The organism is Nocardiopsis valliformis DSM 45023 (assembly GCF_000340985.1).
GTDB lineage: Bacteria > Actinomycetota > Actinomycetes > Streptosporangiales > Streptosporangiaceae > Nocardiopsis > Nocardiopsis exhalans.
Map to the genome: position 1 here is coordinate 25241 of NZ_ANAZ01000018.1, position 21157 is coordinate 46397.

The 21157-nt window shown below is 67.9% G+C and carries 15 protein-coding genes; 6 read left to right on the forward strand and 9 right to left on the reverse strand.

Annotation, left to right across the window (positions count from 1 at the left end; translation table 11 throughout):
- Positions 1-18: 18 nt before the first annotated feature.
- From D457_RS0118760 to betT, 5 genes are all read right to left on the reverse strand, one after another.
- On the reverse strand, positions 19-3489 hold the full coding sequence (locus tag D457_RS0118760) for a LamG-like jellyroll fold domain-containing protein (RefSeq protein WP_017582213.1): 3471 nt from the start codon (positions 3487-3489) through the stop codon (positions 19-21).
- Positions 3490-4026: 537 nt separating this feature from the next.
- Complete coding sequence (locus D457_RS0118765; RefSeq protein ID WP_017582214.1) at positions 4027-4533, reverse strand: transposase; 507 nt, start codon at positions 4531-4533, stop codon at positions 4027-4029.
- 28 nt (positions 4534-4561) lie between these two features.
- The gene (locus tag D457_RS32905) at positions 4562-5026 is read right to left on the reverse strand and encodes a winged helix-turn-helix domain-containing protein (RefSeq protein WP_017582215.1); all 465 of its coding nucleotides are present in this window, start codon (positions 5024-5026) and stop codon (positions 4562-4564) included.
- 215 nt (positions 5027-5241) lie between these two features.
- Positions 5242-5649, reverse strand: a complete 408-nt coding sequence (locus D457_RS0118775; protein ID WP_239646148.1) for a hypothetical protein — start codon at positions 5647-5649, stop codon at positions 5242-5244.
- 704 nt (positions 5650-6353) lie between these two features.
- Positions 6354-8498, reverse strand: a complete 2145-nt coding sequence (gene betT / locus D457_RS0118780; protein WP_017582217.1) for a choline BCCT transporter BetT — start codon at positions 8496-8498, stop codon at positions 6354-6356.
- A gap of 929 nt (positions 8499-9427) precedes the next feature.
- Here betT and D457_RS0118785 point away from each other — a divergent pair.
- Entirely contained in the window at positions 9428-10852 is a 1425-nt protein-coding gene (locus tag D457_RS0118785) for a non-reducing end alpha-L-arabinofuranosidase family hydrolase (protein ID WP_026116790.1), read from the forward strand.
- Positions 10853-11149: 297 nt separating this feature from the next.
- Here D457_RS0118785 and D457_RS0118790 read toward each other — a convergent pair whose 3' ends face one another.
- The gene (locus tag D457_RS0118790; protein WP_017582219.1) at positions 11150-13087 is read right to left on the reverse strand and encodes a DUF2264 domain-containing protein; all 1938 of its coding nucleotides are present in this window, start codon (positions 13085-13087) and stop codon (positions 11150-11152) included.
- The gene (locus D457_RS0118795) at positions 13084-14130 is read right to left on the reverse strand and encodes a hydroxyacid dehydrogenase (protein ID WP_017582220.1); all 1047 of its coding nucleotides are present in this window, start codon (positions 14128-14130) and stop codon (positions 13084-13086) included. The genes D457_RS0118790 and D457_RS0118795 overlap by 4 nt, the downstream gene beginning before the upstream one ends.
- Before the next feature lie 164 nt (positions 14131-14294).
- Between D457_RS0118795 and D457_RS0118800 the strand changes: the two genes are divergently transcribed.
- The 4 genes from D457_RS0118800 (at position 14295) to D457_RS0118815 (ending at position 18621) form a co-directional block, all read left to right on the forward strand.
- Positions 14295-15206 carry a carbohydrate ABC transporter permease gene (locus tag D457_RS0118800; RefSeq protein ID WP_017582221.1) on the forward strand — a complete coding sequence of 304 codons (912 nt, stop codon included), beginning with the start codon at positions 14295-14297 and terminating at the stop codon, positions 15204-15206.
- A complete protein-coding gene (locus D457_RS0118805; RefSeq protein ID WP_017582222.1) occupies positions 15203-16144 on the forward strand; it encodes a carbohydrate ABC transporter permease in 942 nt (313 codons plus the stop codon). The genes D457_RS0118800 and D457_RS0118805 overlap by 4 nt, the downstream gene beginning before the upstream one ends.
- A 29-nt stretch (positions 16145-16173) precedes the next feature.
- Positions 16174-17508, forward strand: a complete 1335-nt coding sequence (locus D457_RS0118810; RefSeq protein WP_026116793.1) for an ABC transporter substrate-binding protein — start codon at positions 16174-16176, stop codon at positions 17506-17508.
- Positions 17509-17571: 63 nt separating this feature from the next.
- Positions 17572-18621: a LacI family DNA-binding transcriptional regulator gene (locus D457_RS0118815; RefSeq protein WP_017582224.1), complete on the forward strand. Its 1050-nt coding sequence runs from the start codon at positions 17572-17574 to the stop codon at positions 18619-18621.
- Positions 18622-19111: 490 nt separating this feature from the next.
- On the opposite strand, the gene D457_RS0118820 is transcribed toward D457_RS0118815, so the two are convergent.
- Positions 19112-19549: a MerR family transcriptional regulator gene (locus D457_RS0118820; protein WP_039831499.1), complete on the reverse strand. Its 438-nt coding sequence runs from the start codon at positions 19547-19549 to the stop codon at positions 19112-19114.
- 85 nt (positions 19550-19634) lie between these two features.
- Between D457_RS0118820 and D457_RS0118825 the strand changes: the two genes are divergently transcribed.
- On the forward strand, positions 19635-20480 hold the full coding sequence (locus D457_RS0118825) for an SDR family oxidoreductase (RefSeq protein WP_017582226.1): 846 nt from the start codon (positions 19635-19637) through the stop codon (positions 20478-20480).
- 382 nt (positions 20481-20862) lie between these two features.
- On the opposite strand, the gene D457_RS0118830 is transcribed toward D457_RS0118825, so the two are convergent.
- Positions 20863-21150 carry a hypothetical protein gene (locus tag D457_RS0118830; RefSeq protein WP_017582227.1) on the reverse strand — a complete coding sequence of 96 codons (288 nt, stop codon included), beginning with the start codon at positions 21148-21150 and terminating at the stop codon, positions 20863-20865.
- Positions 21151-21157 lie beyond the last annotated feature (7 nt).

Below are 21157 nucleotides of genomic sequence, written 5' to 3' on the forward strand. Positions count from 1 at the left end.
GAAAGATGGTTTTGAGGGTTAGTTTTCCGGGAGGAACCCCAGGCGGATCTGGGTGAGGTCGTCTTCGGAAATCACACCCTGGTACATGTGCACGTCGGAGACCTGCCCGGCGAACAGATCGTCCTCTCCCATCCGCCACGCCCGACCGATCACCGTGCCGTGCTCGGCGTGCCAGGGCGTGTCCCACTCACCCACAGTGCTCTGACGCTGGCCGTTAACGTACAGGGTGAGTTCATTGTTGACATGGTCGTAGGTAGCCGCCAGGTGGGTCCAGGCCCCGAACTCAGCCGCGTGGTCGGAGATCGCCCTGGACCAGGGGCCCGCACCTGACCCGGCCACATCAGCGGCCGCGGTCTCCAACACCCACTTGTCGTCGAACCCCGACTGGTGCCCCAGCAGGAACCCGGACTGTTCCTGGCCGGTTTGGGAGACCATTGTCCCGTTACCCGAGGCCTCGTCCAGGCGGGTCCAGGCCGCCACACTCCAGGAACGGTCGGTGCGGATCGCTGAATCTGCCCGGATGTGTTCACCCGCCCCGTCGAAGGTCACGCCGGGGGCGAAGGTGACATCGTTCAGTGCCCGGTTCCAAGCGGTGGCCGGATCAGCGTGCAAGGTACCGTTCAGGCCGTGATCGGAGGCATCAGCCACCACGGTGCCCTCGGTCTCGTCCAGACGCCAGCGCCCCTCCAGAGCAGCGGGCTGGTTGGCCAACTCCCACACCTCAGACCGGGCTTCATCATCCTCAACGTGGGACTCATCGAAGACGCCCCGGTCCCACACCCGCACATCATCGATCGACCCGGGCCAGTGATAGGTCAGATTGCCCTGATGCTGGGCACCACCGATGACCAGACCGCCCTGAGCGTTCCATGCATTGGGGTGAACGGCACGGGCCTGTTCCACACCGTCCACGTACAGCACGAGTTCTCCGCTGTCGGGGGTGTAGACGCCCAGCAGGTGGGTCCACGCCCCCCACTCGGGCGGATCGACCGAGTGTGTGTAGGTCCATCCGGCCCCACCCGAGGTGGGCTCATCGTCGTGCGGAGCCATTTTGAACGTCCACCGGTTGGTAGAGCTGCCCTGGTAGCCCAGATGGAACCCTGATTGAAAGTCGCCTTCCTGGGACAGTGCCGTAACATTGCCAGAGGGCTGCTCGTCCAGACGCACCCACGCCGAGACCGAGAACGAGTCGGTGGTGTCGATGACCGTTTCGGGAGTGCTCAACAGGGATTGGCCCCCGGCATCCACCGCGGTTCCCTCCAACCGGTAAGAATCCCCCTGGTGGTGGCCGATCCGGCCCCGGGTCCAATCGATGCTGCCAGAGGCGGTCGCGGTGCGGCCAGCGTCCATAGCGTCGCTGGCGGACTGGCCATGCCCCTCGTCCAAGGGGAAGTGGGAGACCGGATCGTCCGGTGGCGCGACCGTGAAGGTGTACACCAGAGCACACTCGGAGGAGTTACCGAAGGCGTCGGTAGTACGGGCGTGGATCAGGTTAGTGCCGGCCCTGCGCGGAGTGATCGGTACCGTCACACTCGCCCCCGCTGCATCCAGATCGATCTTGGTGGAGCAGGAGGCGTCGTTGACGCTGTAGTGGTACGCATCGGCATTGTCCACCCCGTTGTTGGCGAAGGTGAACTCACCCGAACGGCCCACCGAGCCGTGCGTCTGATGACCGGCTGGGTAGTCGGTGGAGGTCACCTGCGGCCCGACTTCGGGTTTGGAGGTGTCCACCTTGATCCAGCACCAATCCGACCAGGGGTAGCCCCACTCCGTGCTGTCATGGGCGATCGCCCGATACCCCAGCAACTCGCCCTCGGGCAGCCCTGTGGCGGTGACGGCGCGTTCGGATCCCTGTGGCCAGTAGCCCACGTTGGCGAAGGTGGAGTCGGCGTACTCACGCGGTTCGGTGCCGTTGATCCGCCATTCCACCCGCAGCTTCAGCTTCTGGCTGCCCCAGGCCGAGCGTGCATCGTAGTCACGGATCGTGGCTCGGAAGGTCGTGGTGGTGTCGTTGATCAGACGCGGATTGTCGGAGTCCGTGGAGCACACCCCGCCCAGGGAGTCGGACATGGTGCCGGTGGACACCTGGGAAGGTGGGTTGTTGTAGTCCACCACCAGGACCGGAGGTTTGTCCTTCACATTAAACCTACGCCAGGCGGAAATACCGGACTCGTCGCGCTCCTTCAGCCGCAGGTAGATGTAGGACTCGGCGTTATCCGAACCCCACTGATAAGCGTTGGTCGCGTTGAATTCCACCCCGCTGGAGGCCGGGCAGGTCGCCCACCCACCTTTGACGTTCTGGGTGTCCTGGCGGGTACGGGTCGTGGGCTGATTGTTCCAGGTCGTGGAGCTGTTGAAGCGGTCGACGCGGTGCAGCTGGACGTAGGAGTTGCTGTTGCAGCTGTAGGCCCAGTCAACCTCAGTGCGCAGCGTCGCCGAGTGGATTGTTGTGTTGGACTGGCGGGTACGGGCCGGGACCGAGAATTGGAAGAACGCCCGACGAGTCCATGTACCAGTGGGGTCGGAGTATCGCCCCACTGCTACTGGTCTGCCGTCGGAGGGGTTGAAGTAGGGCTGATTGGGATAAGCCCGATCAACATAAGCCCAGTTAGGGCGGCTGGCACTCACCGAGGGGTCAATATAGACCGGAAACTCTGTGGCCTCATCCAGCAGCATCACCTGGTCGGGGACCAGGCGGAGACGGTCAACCTCGACCGAGGTCTCCACCAGCTCCCTGCGAGCACCCGAAGGGGCGGCCACTGTCGGATCCTCGCTCTGACTCTGCTGTTCCTGCCCCGCCGAGTCCCACATGGCCGGGGCCTGAGCGGAGAACACACTCTGCCCATCGGCATCACCCGTTGCGTCCAGGTTGCCGTGCTCGTCCACCGTCATGGTCACACCAGTGGTGTCCAACGGCAGGTCCAGCTCAGCCAGCTCGGGCAGCTGGGCCGCTTCGGCGGTGTGCACGACCAGGACCTGGGTGAAGCCCTCCACCCCCGCAGTCAGCACTAGGTCCACATCCGGCAGCACATCGGCATAGGTGGCCTGGTCCCCCTCAAGTACCGGCTCGGGGAGTTCTCCCGCCCACCCCAGGGAGACGCTGTTGGAACCGATCCCGATACGGGCCATCTCTTCATCGCCGCCTCCGGAGAAGGCGATGTCCATACCCGCCGCCTTGGGACGTACCGACCCGTCCTCGGCCTTGACCAGGGTGGTGTCCACATCAACCCAGCCACCCTCGGAGCGCACCCGTACCGGGAGTGCGGAGATCTCCGCGGTCAACGACCCGTCCGGGTTCGCAAAGTGCTGGGTCTTCTCATCGGTCAGCCCCGGAATCTCCACCCGCTCACCGGACTGCTCCGCCAACGCCAGAGCGTCCAGCTCCTGCTGCTCCTCGGAGGTGGCCGAGTCCGGCGATTCGGGCTCCGCAGCCGCAGGGGGAACGAACCACAGAGACAGGATCAACGATGCAACGGTCGAGACCGCCATCGCACGGGTCAAGAGGCGACACATGTGACTGCCATTCGTATGTGGGGGATGTGCAATCAAAGGGGACAAAACACTCCCCCGATGACAGGTCAGGACACTAGCCAGTCCCCACGGCTTATCGCAATGATCCAATGGCTCGACTCCGCATTTTTGGAACCGAGAACCACCCTTGACATGCAGCTTTTTTATATTGGCCACATCTGGCCATGCTGACCCATAGACAAGGCCGAGGCAAGGGCTCCCGAGAATCACCAGCAGACCATGAAAACTTTAACCCAAAGGGTAACTTTATGTTAACCGAAAATTGGTTTAACATACCGACAAGCAGAATGAAAGACATCAAGAGAATGGGTTGATCTGATGACAAGATGGCCTTATGATCCGACGATCGCAAGTTCGGATCCTGCCGGGTGCACCACAAACCCCAATTCAGAACCTCAGCTGATCAGGGCCCAGCGGGATCGTCCGGCGGGTCCGAGGTGGACCAGGTCTTCCACCCATGCTTTCTCCACACCCGTGTCGGCAACTGATCTTTGATTAGGTGTTTGACGGAATGGGGCAGGGATCCAGCCCGAACGATCGGATAAATCCGCGCAGCAACCCGGGTCGTCGTTGGACCGAGCGCAGATGGGACCGCATCACCCGCTCCAGCTCCTCCAGACTCCGGAACGCCCGGTTGGCCAGATGGTCCTTCAGATGCGCCCACAACGTCTCGACCGGGTTCAGCTCAGGCGCGTACTGGGGCAGATGCACCACCCTCAACCACGACCGACCGGCCAGCTCCCGACTCACCCACCGGGCAGTATGCGAGGAGTGGTTGTCCCACACCAGCACCACCGGAGCCCCGAGCTGGGAATGCACCCTGGAGACCAGGTCGGGCACCTCGTACTGGGTGAGGGAATCTCGTTGGGCGGTGTACCCCAGCCGCACCCGCCCATCGGCGGGGTTGACACACAGCCAGCCGCTGGCATCCATCCGCCGACGCCGCTTGCGCGAGAGGGCGATCAGCGGAGTCTGGCCACGCCTGCCCCAGGTCCGCCGCACCGGAGGATCGGTGCTCGCACCGGTCTCATCAGCGAAAACGATCCACGCCCCGAACCGGAGCGCTTCCTCTTTTGACCCGCGGCCACACCTGGGTGCGCCAAGCCGCGATGTCCTCCTCATCCCTCTCACCGGCCCGCACCGCGGGCACCTGCCAGGACAGACCGAGTCGGTCCATCATCCGCCACACCCCGGAAGGATCGGCGTAGCAGCGCCCGAAACGCTCCTTGATCAAGCGGTTGATCCGGGCCAGCGTCCACTGCTGATCGTCCCAGCCATGGGTGCCCGGGCCCTGCAGGATCAGGCTGATCAGCTCCCGCTCTTGTTCGGGGGCCAGCAGGGTGTCGGCTCCCTGTTGTCCGGGGTGCAACGCGTTGGTGCCGCCTTTGGACCAGGCCTGATGCCACTGGTGGACAGCTTGGCGAGAGACACCGAGCATCCGGGCGACCTCAGCTTGGGAGTGCTGCCCGGCCTCGAATAGAGCAGCGGCGAGCATCCGACGGTCGTGGAGTTCTTCCGGGGCACGAGGGTTCTGGGGTACCTCCAGGCCTTATGACACGACAGCTACCCGGATCCGTCAAGAGCAAAATCAAAGATCAGAAGCTCTGCCGACAACCCGCGGCGTCAGTTGTTTCGTGCCGGATGTGAAGGAGGCTCTGGTTAACGGGAGGAAATCCCGGCACATACCAGAGCTCGGACAAGGCTCCTCATCTACTGCGGATCTGCAGGAGACAAATGGATCTTCACCCACCGGGCCTCCTCCGGTCGACGGGGATCCAGGTCAACCTGCATCAACCAGCGCCCAGAGCTGAGGGAGATCTCGTCGAAGCCGTCTCCGTCACCGATCGAGAGAACCCCGGAAGGCAGAACGATCACGGACGCGTAGTCGGACGAGGCCATGGGAACAGCATGGACGTAGACGTTCAGTTCGACGGCGGCGTCGTGCGGATCCACTATGCGGCTGTTGGCCACCTGGATGGCGACATGGTCGTCCACGGCAAAGAACGGGCCGTCGCCGGAGAGGTGGTCGTCATCCCCGTCGTAGCCTTCAACGTCAAAGCAGTAGATGCAGCCCCAGTAGTACTCGCGTACGCAGTGGAGCACGGGTTCGGTCGTCATGGTCACCCAGTGTGCGATACCGCAGCGACACTCCACCGCGCCGTCAGGACTGCCTCAAGGGCCCGGAGACGCTGGCGCGCAAGCTGAGGCAAGACGACGTTCGAGTACATGCCCCGATAGACAGACGACGGACGAGAACCTCGCAAGGTGCCATCGGATGCCGCTGACAGGACGTGTGTGCTCCGTTTGTGCTCCGCAGTTTTAGACCGGGGCGTCAGTGGGAGGCATGAGACGGCACAGGACGGCATCCTGATTCGGATGGTGCGGGACACAACGGCACGAAGTGACACGTGGCGGTACCCGGGCACCGGACTTCTCATCCGATGCCGGAGATGGATACGTCCGCATGCCCGGAGGGCGCATGCTCCCCAGCGGAATGCGGCGTGCTGCAGCCCAACCGGGCGGCCTCCTCCCCACGAACTGTGGGTTCTCCAAACGGCTGAGGTCAGCCCACTCCCCCACCAGCCTTCGAGTCTCGTCGTTCACTCACCAGCGCAGACTCAAGCCTCTGACCGGTGTGAACAGACCGGTCAGAGGCTTTCGTTTTGTCGGGGCCGGCTATACGCGCACGCAGCGGCCCTCAGCCCCGCTCGCGTGCCGCAGACCGCCGGGGTCTACGGCACGCCTCCTTCCGGTGGGAAGGGCACCGGACCGCAGGTCCTCTCACCACGGCAGTCCCAGTCGCGTGGCCTGCGGTAACCGCCTCACTGCCCCTCCTCGGCCTGGACGTCGGCCGTGCCGGGCCCGTGGTCGGGCATCGCCGAGCGGGCCTGCGCCTCCCGGTGCAGGCGCAGGAACTCCAGGTGCCGTTCGTACTCGTCGAGGATGTTCCCGATGAGCTGGTCCTTGGTGTAGCCCATCACGTCGTAGCCCTGGCTGCCCTCGGTGAGGTAGACCTCGAAGCGCACGTAGGTGTCATGCTCGGCGAGCGAGCGCATCGCGAACGCCGGGGTGGGGACCACGACCGGCCACACCCGGTAGCTGAAGTCCTCCTCGTCGCCCATCGGCACCCGCAGGTCCAGGTGCGGAATCTTGGCTTCCTCATCGACCCCTTCGGTCACCGTGGCCTGCGCGCCCTGGTCGCGCAACTCCTCAGCGACGTCCTCGAACGCGGGGCGGCACACCTGCTGGACGAACCTGTCGGCCGCGCGCCTGCCGGGGAAGCTCACCGCCCTGGCGATGCGCTGGCGCCAGTTGCGCTCCGCGCCCCGGCGGTCGACCGTGGTCCGGTCCGACAGGGAGGACGACAGGGTCGTGCGGAAGGCGTCCTGCCGGAACCGTTCGACTCTCAGCGCCTTGTACAGCCCCCAGATGATCAGGAGCATCACGAAGGAGAACGGCAGCCCCATGATGATGGTGGCGCTGGTCAGCGCGTCCAGCCCACCGACCAGGAGCATGGCCAGGGTGAGCAGGCCGGTCGCCGCCGCCCAGAAGACGCGCAGCCACGCGGGCGCGTCGGTGACGGGTGTGGGCAGGTGGGAGCTGAGGTTGCCCATGACCAGCGCACCGGAGTCGGCCGAGGTGACGTAGAGGAGCAGGCCCACGACCGTGGCGAGTCCGGCACTGAACAGCACTCCCGGGTACTGCGTGAGCAGGGTGTAGAAGCCCCGTTCGGGTTCGTTCATGGCGAGTTCCCCGAACGCCACGTTGCCCTGGCGCACGACGCTCAGCGCGCTGTTGCCGAAGACCGACAGGAACGTCAGCGTGTACAGCAGCGGGACCACCAGGGTCGCTGTCACGAACTGCCTGATGGTGCGGCCGCGCGAGATCCTGGCCAGGAAGAGCCCGACGAAGGGCGCCCAGGCGACCCACCAGGCCCAGAAGAACAGCGTCCAGGCGTTGAGCCAGTCGACCGGCGGGTCGTAGGCGAAGGTGTTCAGCGTCATCGAGGGGAACCGGCTGACGTAGTCGCCGATGTTGAGCACGAGGGCGTTGAGCAGCTGGACGGGGTTCTCGAAGACCAGCACGTAGAGCATCAGCACGATGGCCAGCACGACGTTGATCTGTGACAGCCGCCGGATGCCCCGGTCCACGCCCGCCACCGCCGACACGGTGGCCACGAGCACGGCGATGACGATCAGGCCGATCTGCGCGGCCGTCCCCTCGGGGATGCCGAAGAGGAAGTTCAGCCCGTAGTTGAGCTGGACCACGCCGATGCCCAGCGACACGGAGATGCCGAAGATCGTGCCGATGATGGCCGCCAGGTCGACCGCGTCACCGATGCGGCCGTGGATGCGTTTGCCGATCAGCGGGTACAGGGCAGAGCGGATGGCCAGGGGCAGGTGGTAGCGGAACGAGAAGTAGGCCAGGGCCATGCCCATCAGCGCGTACATCGCCCACCCGGTGATGCCGTAGTGGAAGAGCGTCCACACCACGGCCTGCCGGGCCGCCTCGACGGTCTGCGCGTCACCCTCGGGAGGAGCCAGGTAGTGGGTGACCGGACCGGCCACGGAGAAGAACATCAGGTCGATGCCGATCCCCGCCGCGAACAGCATGGAGGCCCACGCGAACACCCCGTAGTCGGGCCGGGAGTGCTGGGGGCCGAGCTTGATGGTGCCGTACCGGGAGACCGCCACGAACACCACGAACCCCAGGTACAGGGTGGCGGCGAGGAAGTAGTACCAGCCGAACACCCGGCTGATCCATCCCACGACGGTACCGATGACGTACTCGGCGCCGGTGGGGGTGATGATCGCCCAGACCGAGAGGGCGAGGATCAGGATGGACGAGCCGAAGAACACGGTCCGCTTGAGTCGGCTGCGTCGGGGCCCGGCCTTCTCCAGGTCCGCCGGGGTCGGCGGTTCCGCCTCGTCGTCCTGGCGGTTGCGTCCTCCGTCATCGGTGGCCACCGATCTCACCTCTCGTTCCCGCGGTACCGGTCCTGGCTTCCCGCGGGCGGCGGTGGCAGGGGCTCCATGTAGGGGACCGGGGGTCTTCCGCGGCCGCGGCCGGGTGGCGCGCCGGGGAGCGCGCGGTGCCGGCGCGGACCGCACAGGCCTGGCCGGTTCCCGCTCGGATGCCGTCCGGGCACAGCTGGGCCGACGGGAAGCGAACCGGGGACTCAAATAGTCCTCGGCGCCATCTTCACCGATCCGCTGTCGAGGGGGCCGTAACCCGTGCGCGGCGGCGTGGCGCGTCGTCCGCGGACGCGCGGGCACAGGCGGAGGCCGCACAGGCCATCGGCCCTCTCCTGGCAAGCCGTGCGATGACAACGGCGACGCGGGAAGAACCGCGCAATGCCGGATGGAACGGCTGAACGAGTACACGGGGGATCGCCTGTTCGAGCTACGTGCGGCCCAGGTTCTGGTGCCGTGTGGTGGTCACCGAAGGGCTGGCGGCAGGAATGGTGGTTGCGCGTCACTTCGCACCGGAGTGCACCGAGTCCCACGAGACTGCATGCGGTCTCACTACGACAGCGGCATCACCAGGAGCTTCGGGGCACTACCAGCTGAAGGACTCAGGCCTTCCGAAATGTTTCCGTAAATTTCGGCTTGACTTCCCGGATGTTATCGCTCAGATTCGACGGCAAGGGCGATGACGCCCTGGCTTTCCGGGCAGGCCTGGCACACCGGAGTTCACTTCGGTGTGCCAGGCACTCGGAAGATTGTTAGCGCTAACACCCCCGAGCGCAGGCCCAGGACTCGCGGTACACCCCCTCGAGCGGGCCGTGCGGCTCCAGGCCCTTGGAGGAACGACCATGTCTACGTTGAGTAAGCCTGCGAGCGCCCCGCCCTCACGGCTGCGACGATGGTTACTGCGAGTTGCCACCGCCGGCATGATGGCCGTGGTGGTCGGTAGCGCCGGTGCAGTGGTGACGCCGACGCCCGCCGCGTCGGCCACGGTCGACACCGACGCGTGGTACGTGCTGGTGAACCGGGACAGCGGCAAGGCCCTGGACGTGTACAACCAGGCCACCGCCGAGGGCGCGCGGATCACCCAGTGGACCCGCAATGACCAGTACCAGCAACAGTGGCAGTTCGTCGACTCCGGCGACGGTTACTACCGGTTGCGGTCACGGGTCTCCGACAAGGTGCTGGACGTCTACGACTGGTCGACCGCCAACGGCGCCGGCATCGTCCAGTGGACCGATTACGACCAGGCCAACCAGCAGTTCCGGCTGGAGGACTCCCCCGGCGGCCACGTCCGGTTGGTCAACCGGCACAGCGGCAAGGCCGTGGAGGTCCAGGGCGGCTCGGGCGCTGACGGCGCCAACGTCGTGCAGTACGACGACTGGGGCGGCGGCAACCAGCAGTGGCTGCCCGTCCGCGTCGACGGCGCGGGGCCGGGCGACACGTGCGCTCTTCCGTCCTCCTACACCTGGACGTCGACCGGCCCGTTGGCTCAGCCGGATCCGGGGTGGGTCTCGCTCAAGGACTTCACCCACGCCCCCTACAACGGCCAGCACCTCGTCTACGCGACGACCCACGACACCGGAACGTCATGGGGATCGATGAACTTCGACCTCTTCGACGACTGGTCCGACATGGCGTCGGCCAACCAGAACCCGATGCCCTTCAACGCCGTGGCACCGTCGCTCTTCTACTTCGCCCCCGGGGACGTCTGGGTGCTCGCCTACCAGTGGGCCGGGCCCGCCTTCTCCTACCGGACGTCGACCGATCCCGCTGACGTGAACAGCTGGTCGTCGGCGCAGACGCTCTTCGACGGAAGCATCGGCGACTCCGACACGGGCCCCATCGATCAGGCGCTCATCGGCGACGACACGCACATGTACCTGTTCTTCGCCGGGAACAACGGCGAGATCTACCGGTCCAGCATGCCCAACGACGACTTCCCGGGCAATTTCGGTTCGTCCTCCACGGTCATCATGCGCGACACCAGGAGCAACCTGTTCGAAGCGGTCCAGGTCTACAGGATCGAGGGCCAGGACCAGTACCTCATGATCGTCGAGGCCATGGGGGCCAACGGCCGCTACTTCCGCTCGTTCACGGCCACCAGTCTGGATGGCACGTGGACGCCGCAGGCCACCACCGAGGGCAACCCCTTCGCCGGCCAGGCCAACAGCGGCGCCGACTGGACCCGGGACATCAGCCACGGCGAGCTGATCCGCACCGACCCCGACCAAACCATGACCGTCGACGCCTGTGACATACAGTTCCTCTACCAGGGACGCGACCCCGGCTCCGACGGCACCGACTACGGCCTCCTGCCCTACCGACCCGGTGTGCTGACGCTGCAGCACTGACAGGGAGCGGCGGATCGCGGGATCTGATCCGTCGCCGACGGGGCCGCGGTTGAAGCCGTCGACCCGCAGTCGGGTTCGACCAGTGCAGCCGTAGCCCTCACGCAGCATCAGGCGGTGGGGCCGCCTCACCCGCCCGCCGGACCGGGAGCGCACCCAGGCGCACGGATCGAAGCCCATCGGTTCGCGACTCCCGGTCCGGTGGATCCCGGCCCCGAAGGGGTCGATGGCAAAGGTGGACGGAAGCGGCCGCGCGGGCCCGTGCCGGGCTGTCCCCGGCCGGTCCCGCGGGCACCGACTTCAGAGGGCGATCTCGCTGACGGCCCCGTCCGGCCAGGTGAGGAGTACCTCCGACCCGGTGATCCGCGCGTACGGGAACTCCCTCTGACTCGCCCCTTCCTCCGTCCTCCCGGTGAACCGGACCAGACACACGAGGACGTTCCCCGCAGCGACCCGTGCGCGTGCCCAGGGAACGACCGTGGCGGGTGAGAGCGGGGTGACGTCCTCCAGCCTCTCGCTCCCGGTCTCGACCCCTCCCTCGCCACCGGCCAGGACCCTGACGGTGGAAGTCATACCTTCCCCCTCGGGCACCGGCCAGCCGCCCACCCTCAGTTCGACGCCCGGGCCGTCCGCCGAAGGGTCGTCCTGGTGGCCGACCCGCACCACGCGCACCTCGTCGGCGCCGCGCACCACCGACCACGCCTCGATGAGTGGTCCCGGGCGAACCGCGCCCGGTCGGCCGGAGCCGTGGTCGTGCCCGCCCTGGTCCTGGGGTTCCACCCAGTGGGCCCGCCAGCGCGAGCGCCCCACGGCGGCGACCCCGTCGTCGGTCACGCCCAGGGCGGTGAACCCGGTGCGGTGGGTGGCCCGGCCCCTCTCGTCGAGGACGACGACGCTGTTGTCCAGCGGGGAGTCGAGCGTCTCCCCGACCAGCGGCGGGGCGGTGGCGGTGGAGTACCCCAGCCGCGCGTACAGCGGTGAGTCGGTGGCCGCCTCACCCTCGGTGCCGTGGTCGGTGCCGTGGTTGAACACACGTACCACCCCGTCGTCGACGGTGCCGGAGACGGTCCAGCCGGGCGAGACCACGGTGCGGCGGAAGTCGCTCTCCTCCACCGGCAGCGGCCGTTCGGGGCTGGTCCACACGGGGTGGTCGGCGGGCAGCAGCAGCCCGAAGAACCCCTTGGCCGCCCAGTAGGGCGAGCCGGCGCCCGAGTAGGACTGCCGCATCCCCGGCCAGGCGGCGTGCCAGCCCAGGGTGAGCAGCCCGTCCGCGTCGGGGGCTCCGCGGTCGGTGAAGTGGCGCAGGATTCCCGACGCGGCCCGGCGGGTCAGGCCGGGGTCGAGGTCGCCGGCTCCGGACCAGGCCCCCATCCAGAGCGGCGCGGCCGAGGCCATCCGGTAGGTGAGGCTGCGCCCCTGGAACAGGGGTGCGCCGTCGGCCCCGATGAGGTGGACGTGGTCGTGCAGGTAGCGGCGCAGGTCCGAGCGCCAGCGGTCGAGCAGCGCCGGTTCTGGCCCCTCCTGGGCGAAGTGGGCCCACGCGAGCGGGTAGAAGTGCAGGGCCCAGCCGCAGTAGTGGTCGTAGGAGCGTTCCCGGCCGTCGGAGAGCCAGCCGTTCTCGCGCCGCAGGGAGGCGTGCACGGCCAGCCCCGAGGCGAGGTCGGCGGGCGCCCAGGGACCGCCGGCCGAGCGCAGGAACTCCTCCACCACGATCTGGAACCAGACCCAGTTGATCGGCGGGTAGCTCTCGCCGACCACCGTGGCCAGCCAGTCGACCACCCGCGCCTGTTCGGCGGGGGCCATCCGGTCCCACAGCCAGGGCCGGGTGAGCATCAGGCCGAAGGCGATCGAGGCGGCCTCGACCTTGGCCTGGGCGACCCGGTCGGGGCGGGGCCAGTACTCGGGCCCGTGCGGGTCGGTGCCCGCGACCAGGCCGGCGCGGTAGCGGTCCAGAAAGCCGTGCGGGTCGTGCCCGCGCTCGCCCGCGACGAGGATCGCGGCGAGCACGAAGGTGCGGGCGAACCCCTCCAGGGCGTCGCTGTCGGGGCCGTAGGAGCTGTTGGGGCCGGGGAGTTCGACGCGGGCGTGCCCGGGTGAGGTGTGGGGGCGCACCGACAGCAGCAGGTGGGCGGCCACGGCCGTCCAGTGCTCGCGGGTCCAGCCGGTGTGCGGGGACAGGTCGCGGTTCTCGGGGGGAAGCCCGGGGATGTGGGAAAGCCCGGGGATCTGGGTGCTCAAGCGGTGACTCCGAAGGTCGCGCCGGTGATCGGGTCCAGGGGCGGGCGGCCGGTGCGGTAGCGGTCGAGTTCGTCGAGGGCGGCCATGGACATCCTTTCGGTCTCCGAGTCGAGGGACCCGGCCACGTGGGGGGTGATGACCACGTTGTCGAGGGAGTACAGGACGGAGGAGTCGGGCAGGGGTTCGGGCTCGGTGACGTCCAGGACCGCGTAGAGGCGGCCGGTGCGGCACTCCCGTTCCAGGGCGGGGGTGTCGACCAGGGCGCCGCGCGCGGTGTTGATCAGGGTGGCGCCGTCCGGCAGCAGGGCCAGGGCCGCGGCGTCGATCATGCCCCGTGTCGCGGGCAGCAGGGGGGCGTGCAGGGAGAGCACGTCACAGCGGGGGAAGGCCTCCTCCCGGCTGGTCAGGCGCCCGCCCGCGGCGGCGACGTCGGCGGGGTCGGCGTGCGGGTCGACCACCAGCAGGTCGATCTCGAAGGGGGCGAGCATACGGCCGAGCAGTCGGCCGACCCTGGACCAGCCCAGGACGCAGACCGTGCGGCCGCGGTTGGTGAGCGGCCGGTACCCGTCCAGGTACGACCAGTCCGACCGGTGGGTCCTGGCGTCGCGGGCCAGGAACGGAACGCGCTTTCCGCAGGCGAGGATCATGGCGAGGGTGTACTCGGCCACCGGGACCGCGTTGACGGCCGCCGCCGTGGTCACGAGCAGCCCCCGGTCGAACGCCTCGGGCGGGACCTGGGCGCGCACACTCCCCGCGGCATGAATGATCGCGCGCAGCTCCGGCGCCGCGTCCAGGACCTCCCGGGTGATCGGCGGACACCCCCAGGAGGTGAGCAGCACCTCGCAGCCGGCCAGCCGGGCGCGCGCCTCCGGAGTGTCGAAATCGCTGATCAAAAGGGGTTCTTCGAGGTGGGCCGCCTGTCTCAGCCGTTCCATGACCGGGGGTGTGAACTGGAGCCGGAAGACGCCCTCCCCCATCGCGAGCAGGGTCTGGGGCCTGTGCCCCGGGGGCCCCGCCCCGTTCCCGTCGGCACGTTCAACCATGACTTCGCCTCCACTCACTCCGGTCCCGCCACGGCCGGGAACGCGGATTCCAGAGAAGTTCCCGAACCCGTCTTGACCGTGGCGTGGCTCACACCTACTTTGGAAAGCGTATTCCAACCTGCTTGAGAGTACCCATCCAACCCTCCGTGCGAAAGGGGACACCGATGAGTGCGGTCCCGTTGGACACCGCGCGAGGAAGGCCCCGCAGACGACGACGCGACTGGACCGGGCTGGCCTTCTTCGCCCCCTTCCTGCTGGTGTTCGCCGTCGGTGTCGTCGCGCCTCTGCTGTACGCCTCCGGACTGAGCCTGTTCCGGGACCAGCTCATCGGCGGCCGCTCCTTCGTCGGCCTGGGCAACTACCTCGACGCCCTCACCGACCCCCGATTCCTGGAAGGCCTCTCCCGGGTGGCGCTCTTCCTCGCGGTCCAGGTCCCGATCATGATCGGACTGGCCCTGCTGGCCGCCCTGGCGCTGGACTCAGGACGGGTCCGCGCCATGAAGTTCATGCGGCTCAGCATCTTCGTCCCCTACGCCGTGCCCTCGGTCGTGGCCGCGCTCATGTGGGGCTTCATCTACGGAGACCAGTTCGGCCTGGTGGGGCAGTTCAACGAGGCCACCGGCGCCGCCCTGGCCAGCCCGCTGGCCCCCGACTGGGTCCTGCTCGCCATCGGCAACGTGGTGACCTGGCAGTTCCTCGGCTACAACATGCTGATCCTGTACGCGGCCCTGCGCTCCATCCCCGAGGAGCTCTACGAGGCCGCCGCCATCGACGGCGCGGGCGAGGCGCGCATCGCCTGGAGCATCAAGGTCCCCGCGCTCAAACCGGCGCTGTGGGTGGCGACCCTGTTCTCCATCATCGGCAGCTTCCAGCTGTTCAACGAACCCAACGTGCTGCGCTCCCTGGCCCCCGCCTCGATCAGCACCTACTACACCCCGAACATGTACGCCTACCAGCTGGCCTTCAACGCCAACCAGGTGACCTACTCCGCGGCCGTGGCCGTCCTGCTCGGCGCCGTCACCGTCGTCGTCGCCTACCTGGCCCAGTGGATGACCGGACGGGGAGCGAGACGATGAGCGTGACCACCGACCCCCTCGAGACACAGGCCGCCCCCGCACCCCCGAGCCCGCCCCGCCGACGCGCACACCCCTCCCCCGGCCGCCGACGCCGCCGCCGCACGCAGGTGACCCTGCAGCTGCTCATGGCGCTGATGGTGCTCTACACCCTGCTGCCGCTGTACTGGCTCACGGTCAACTCCACCAAGACCAACGGCGACCTGTTCCGCTCCAACGGGCTGTGGTTCGCCGGGGAGTTCGCCCTGTGGGACAACATCGTCACCACCGTCACCTACCAGGACGGCATCTACCTCACCTGGCTGTTCAACACCGCCCTGTACTCGGTGGTGGGCGCCGTGGGCGCCACCCTGATCTGCACCTTCGGCGGCTACGCCCTGGCCAGGTTCGACTTCCCCGGCAAACGCCTGGCCCGCGCGGTGGTCTTCGGCGCCATCACCATCCCCGCCACGGCGCTGGCCGTGCCCACCTTCCTGCTGTTCGCCGAACTCGGCATCACCGATACCCGCTCGGCGATCATCATCCCCGCCCTGGTGAGCCCGTTCGGGCTCTACCTCATGACCGTCTTCGCCGCCGACGCCATCCCCGACTCGCTCCTGGAAGCCGCCAAGATCGACGGCGCGGGCGCCTGGACCACGTTCTGGAAGGTGGCGTTCCGGCTCCTGGCACCCGGGTTCGCCACGGTCCTGCTCTTCAACCTGGTCAGCACCTGGAACAACTACTTCCTGCCGCTGATCATGCTCAGCGACCCGACGCTGTACCCGCTCACCGTCGGACTGAACCAGCTCAACAACCAGGTCACCACGGGCGCCAACCTCGAACCGGTCTACAACGTGGTCCTGACCGGCTCCCTCCTGGCGATCGTGCCGCTGATCATCTCCTTCCTCTTCCTCCAGAGGTTCTGGCAGTCGGGTCTGGCCGCCGGAAGCGTCAAGCAGTGAGTCCCCACGACAACCACGAGGTGTCCACCATGAGATCCCCCCGAACGACACTGACCGCCGCGGCGGCGGGCTGCTGCCTGCTCCTCGCGGGCTGCGGCGGCGACGGCGCCGCCGACGCTCCGGCCGACTCCGTCGACCGCTCCGCCGAGATCGAGGCCGCCATGGCCGAGGGCGGCGAGCTCACCCTGTGGACCTGGAGCACCAAGTTCGACGGGGCGATCGAGGCCTTCGAGGCCGAACACCCCAACATCGACGTCGAACTCGTCAACTCCGGCCAGTCCGCCGAGCAGTACACGGCGCTGCAGAACGCCGTCAGCGCGGGGGAGAACATCCCCGACCTGGCGATGATCGAGTACTTCGCGCTGCCCCAGCTGGCCCTGTCCGAACAGCTGGAGAGCGTGAACGACTGGGGCCTGGACACCCTGGAAGACCAGTTCACCGCCTCCTCCTGGGAGCAGATGAGCTACAACGGCGCCACCTACGGCCTGCCCAACAACACCGGCCCGCTGATCCTGATCTACAACCAGGAGGTGTTCGAGTCGGCAGGAGCCGAGCCGCCCGCCACCTGGGAGGAGTTCGCCGAGGCCGCCGAGCTGATCAAGGAGGACAGCGGCGCGCACATCACCTCCATGGACCCCGGTGACGCGGGCGGCCTCAACAGCCTGATCTGGCAGGGCGGCGGACGCCCCTACCAGGTCGACGGGGAGTCGGTGGGCGTCGACTTCTCCGACGAGTCGACCCAGCGCGTCAGCGGTTACTGGAGCGACCTGCTCGCCGACGACCTGGTCTCGGCCCAGCCGGGCTGGACCGACGAGTGGTGGCGCGCGCTCGGCGACGGCTCCCTGGCCAGCTGGGTGACCGGGGCCTGGGCCCTGGGCAACATCTCCGGCACCCTCACCGACAACGAGGGCGACTTCCGGGTCGCCCCCGCACCCGTCTGGGACGCGGACGCGCCCGAGAACGCCGAGAACGGCGGCTCCGGGTTCTCCGTGGTCAGGGGCGGCGAAAACACCGCGCTGGCCATGGGCTTCCTGGAGTGGTTCTCCACGCACGAAGCCTCGCTGGAGGCCCAGGTGGCCGGCGGCAACTTCCCCGCCCAGACCGCCACCCTGGAGGACCCCGCCTACCTGGACCAGGAGATCGACTACTTCGACGGCCAGCAGGCCAACCGGGTGCTCGCCGAAGCCTCCGGCCTGGTCGCCGACGACTGGCACTACATGCCCTACCAGGTCTACGCCAACTCCGTGTTCGGTGACAGCGTGGGTCCCCGTATCGACGCCCCCGGGGACGTCCACGAGGGGCTGGAAGAATGGGGCGAGGAACTGCGCTCCTACGGCGAACAGCAGGGTTTCGACGTCGGCTGAGCACGGCCGGCAGGGCCGCCCAGGCCCCGCCGACCGCCCTACACGGGAAGTGGGTACACAACGGTGAAGGCCGCGGGCGGTTCGCGCCACGTCACCCTGGCGGACGTCGCACGCGAGGCGGGCGTGTCCCACGCGACGGCCTCACGGGCCGTCAACGGCAGTGTCCGCAACGTCCGGCCCGAGTACCGCAGCCGGGTACTGGCCGCCGCCGAACGCCTCGGCTACGTCGTCAACCCGGCCGCCCAGGCGATGGCCGGGGGGCGCAGCGACCAGATCGCGATGCTGGTCAACGGCATCCACGACGACTACTTCTCCCCGATCGCCTCCGGGGTGCTGCGCGCCGCCGAGGCCGCCGACCGGATGGTCACCATGGTCTCCAGCAACAACAGCGTCCAGCAGGCCGTCCGGGTGGTGTCCTCGCTGCGCGCCCAACGGCCCCGGGCGATCATCCTGGCCGGCGGCCGTTCGGTCACCGCGACCGTCTGGGAGGAACGCCTGGTGGAGGAGTTGCGCGCCTACGAGGCCGAGGGCGGCCGGGTGGTGGCCATCAGCGAGGAGGGGCTGCCCTTCGACACGGTGGCGCTGGACAACCAGCGGGCCGGTTCCGACCTCGTCGACGCCCTGGCCGACCTGGGGTACCGCGAGTTCGCCGTGCTGGCCGGCCCGCCCGAGGCGAGCACCGCCCACGACCGGGTCCTGGGCTTCCGCGCGGCGCTCGAACGGCGGGGGCTCGAACTCGGCGAGGACCGGGTGCTGCACTGCGTGTTCGACCGGGACGGCGGTTACGCAGCCGCCGGTGAGTTCCTGCGCCGGCACAGCCCCGCCCAAGCGGTCCTGGCGATCAGCGACACCGTGGCGGTGGGGGCGATGGCGAGGTTCCGGGAGGGCGGGCTGAGCCTGCCGCAGGACCTGGCGGTGGCCGGGATCGACGACGTGCCGGCCCTGCGCGACGTGGAACCCGCGCTGACCACGGTCCGTCTCCCCTGGGGCGAGGTCGGTCGCATCGCCCTGGACCTGGCCTCGAGCCCTTCGGAGGAGGGCCCCCGGGTGGTGCGGCGGCACGGGCACGTGGTGCTGCGGCGGAGCACTCCCCCACTCACCGAGGCCGGCTGAACCGGCTGACCGGCTGGAACCGTGAGGGGCGGTGAACGTTTCGTCATCTATCGTCGAGCGTCCCCGGCCACGGGTCCGGCCACGAAGAAAGCCACCGAGCAGGAAGCACGGGTCCGATTCCCGCCATCCGCTCCACACGAATGACGGCCCCTGGGCTGTGAAGATCCTTCACACGCCAAAGGCCGTCTTCGCGTTGGGGGTGCACCGGCGGATACACGGGCCACCGGTTGACGCGCCCGGTGCCCGTACCACCCCTGATATGGAAATGCGTCCGGGTGCACGGGGCCGATCTCGTGAGCAGGCGCTGCCTGCCGGGCCGAACCCTCTACCCTGACCGCCCAACAATTCGGCCATGGCCGCCCTGCAGGAGTGGTGGCGATCGCTGCCCTGCCTCGGCCACTGCGCAGTGGGGCTGCCCAACGGCCTGATCAGGCACAATCACGCGCTTCGTTCCTGGACGCATCCACGCGATCCGACCCTTGTCGCAGGCTCAGTAGGTGTTCGGAGCGCATTCGGGGCCGTCACGCCAGAGCGTGTCGGCGGACCCTGCGTCGAGGTGGTCCTCGTACAGCCCGACCTTGAAATCGATGACGTCGAGCGACTGCTGGAGTTCGGCCATCCGCTGCCGTACACGCGCCTGGTGTCCACGCAAGAGTTCAAACCGCTCGGCCACGGTTTCCTCGCCCTGCCGAACCAGTTCCGCGTACCGGCGGATGTCGGGCAGGGGCATGTCCGAGTCACGCAACCGAGCGCACACTCGCAGCCAACCGACCTCCTGTTCGCTGAAGGTCCGCCGTCCCGCCGAGTCCCGCCGGACCGACTCGACCAGGAGGCCCTGCTGTTCGTAGAAGCGCAACGTGTGAGCGGACAGTCCGGTCTGTTCGCTCACCTCACCGATGGCCATCGACTTCTCAGATGTGGCGCTCATGGCCTGAGTATACGAAGCGGAGTCTTGACCTCGAGTCGACTCGAACTCCTACTGTCGGCCACAGCCAACGACGGAAGGCAGCCCCATGACCAGAACATGGTTCATCACAGGTACGTCCTCAGGTTTCGGTCGCCTGCTCACCGAACAGCTCCTCGACCGGGGAGACCGGGTGGCGGCGACACTCCGCACCCCGGAGGCGCTCGACGGACTGCGCGCCGAGCACGGCGACCGGCTCTGGGTGGCGCGGATGGACGTGACCGACACCGGAGAGGTCCGGAAGGTCGTCGACCGTGCCTTCACGGACCTGGGCAGTATCGACGTGGTCGTCAACAACGCCGGGTTCGGTGTCTTCTCAGCCGTGGAAGAAGCGACCGACGAGCAGATCCGCGCGGTGGTGGACACCAACCTGCTCGGTTCGATCCACGTGGTGCGCGCGGTCCTGCCGCATCTGCGAGCGCAGGGGCACGGCCGGATCCTCCAGGTATCCACAGCGGGGGGACAGACGACCTACCCCAATTTCTCGTACTACCACGCCTCCAAGTGGGGCATCGAGGGGTTCTGCGAGACCGTCGCCCAGGAGATCGCGCCCTTCGGTATCGGCCTGACCATCGTCCAACCCGGGGCGACTCACACCGGGTTCGGCGGCGCGCTGGCGTCCGGCCCCGTCATGCCGGAGTACGACGCCGGGCCCGCCGGGGACGTCCGGCGTTCCCTCGCCGATGGTTCGTTCGTCCTGGTCAACTCCCCCGAGAAGATCTCCGGTGCGATGATCGACCTCATCGACAGCGGTGAGGTGCCACTGAGGCTGCCTCTGGGTTCTGACACCTACCACCACGTACGTCAATCCCTGGTCGCACGGTTGGCGGAACACGACGCGGGGCGCGAGGTCGCACTGTCGGTGGTGCGCGACGACCTCGTCCCGTCCGAGTAACCGCAACCGGGGCCGGACCCGACCAGCACGACCCTCCGACCCTGCGTGCTCGCACGCTACTCAGCTCCGGAACCCGGCAGTCCGTCTGCGACCAGGCAGGCAACTGACGCCCCGAGGCCGCAGTCGAGTCGGTGCACCGGAGCCCGTGCAACGTAGGGCAGCCGACCGCAACCGGCCGACGGGCAGCGTCACTGCCTGCTGGTTCCCGTGTCGGGGCAGGACTCGCCGCTGACATTGGGCGGTTCGATCCCCGTCATCCGCTCCACCAGTAGAACGGCCCCTGGCCTGCGAAGATCCTTCGCACGCCAGGGGCCGTTCTCGCGTTCCGGGTGCACCAGGGGGCGCTCATGAGTAGGCCGCCCCCGAGGGGGCACTGTCGCGCTCAGGTGCTCTCGACGGAGTCGAGGATTCTGGTCTCCGGGGTCCCGACGAGGGCCGGGGCGTTCTCGTTCGAGGACCAGACCCTGGTCCGCAGGAACCCCAGGAAGACCTCCGCCTCTTCGGCGGTGGAGAAGTCCAGGTCGATCACGATGTACTCCGGGTCGTCGACCGGACGCTGAACCCGGTGCCGGAGGACCCCTGACCGCTCCCGGAACTCGGCGAAGCGGTCGAAGGCCGTCTTCCAGAGAACGAAGTCCGTGATGGCGTGTTCGATGTGCAGAGTCGGCATGGCTCCT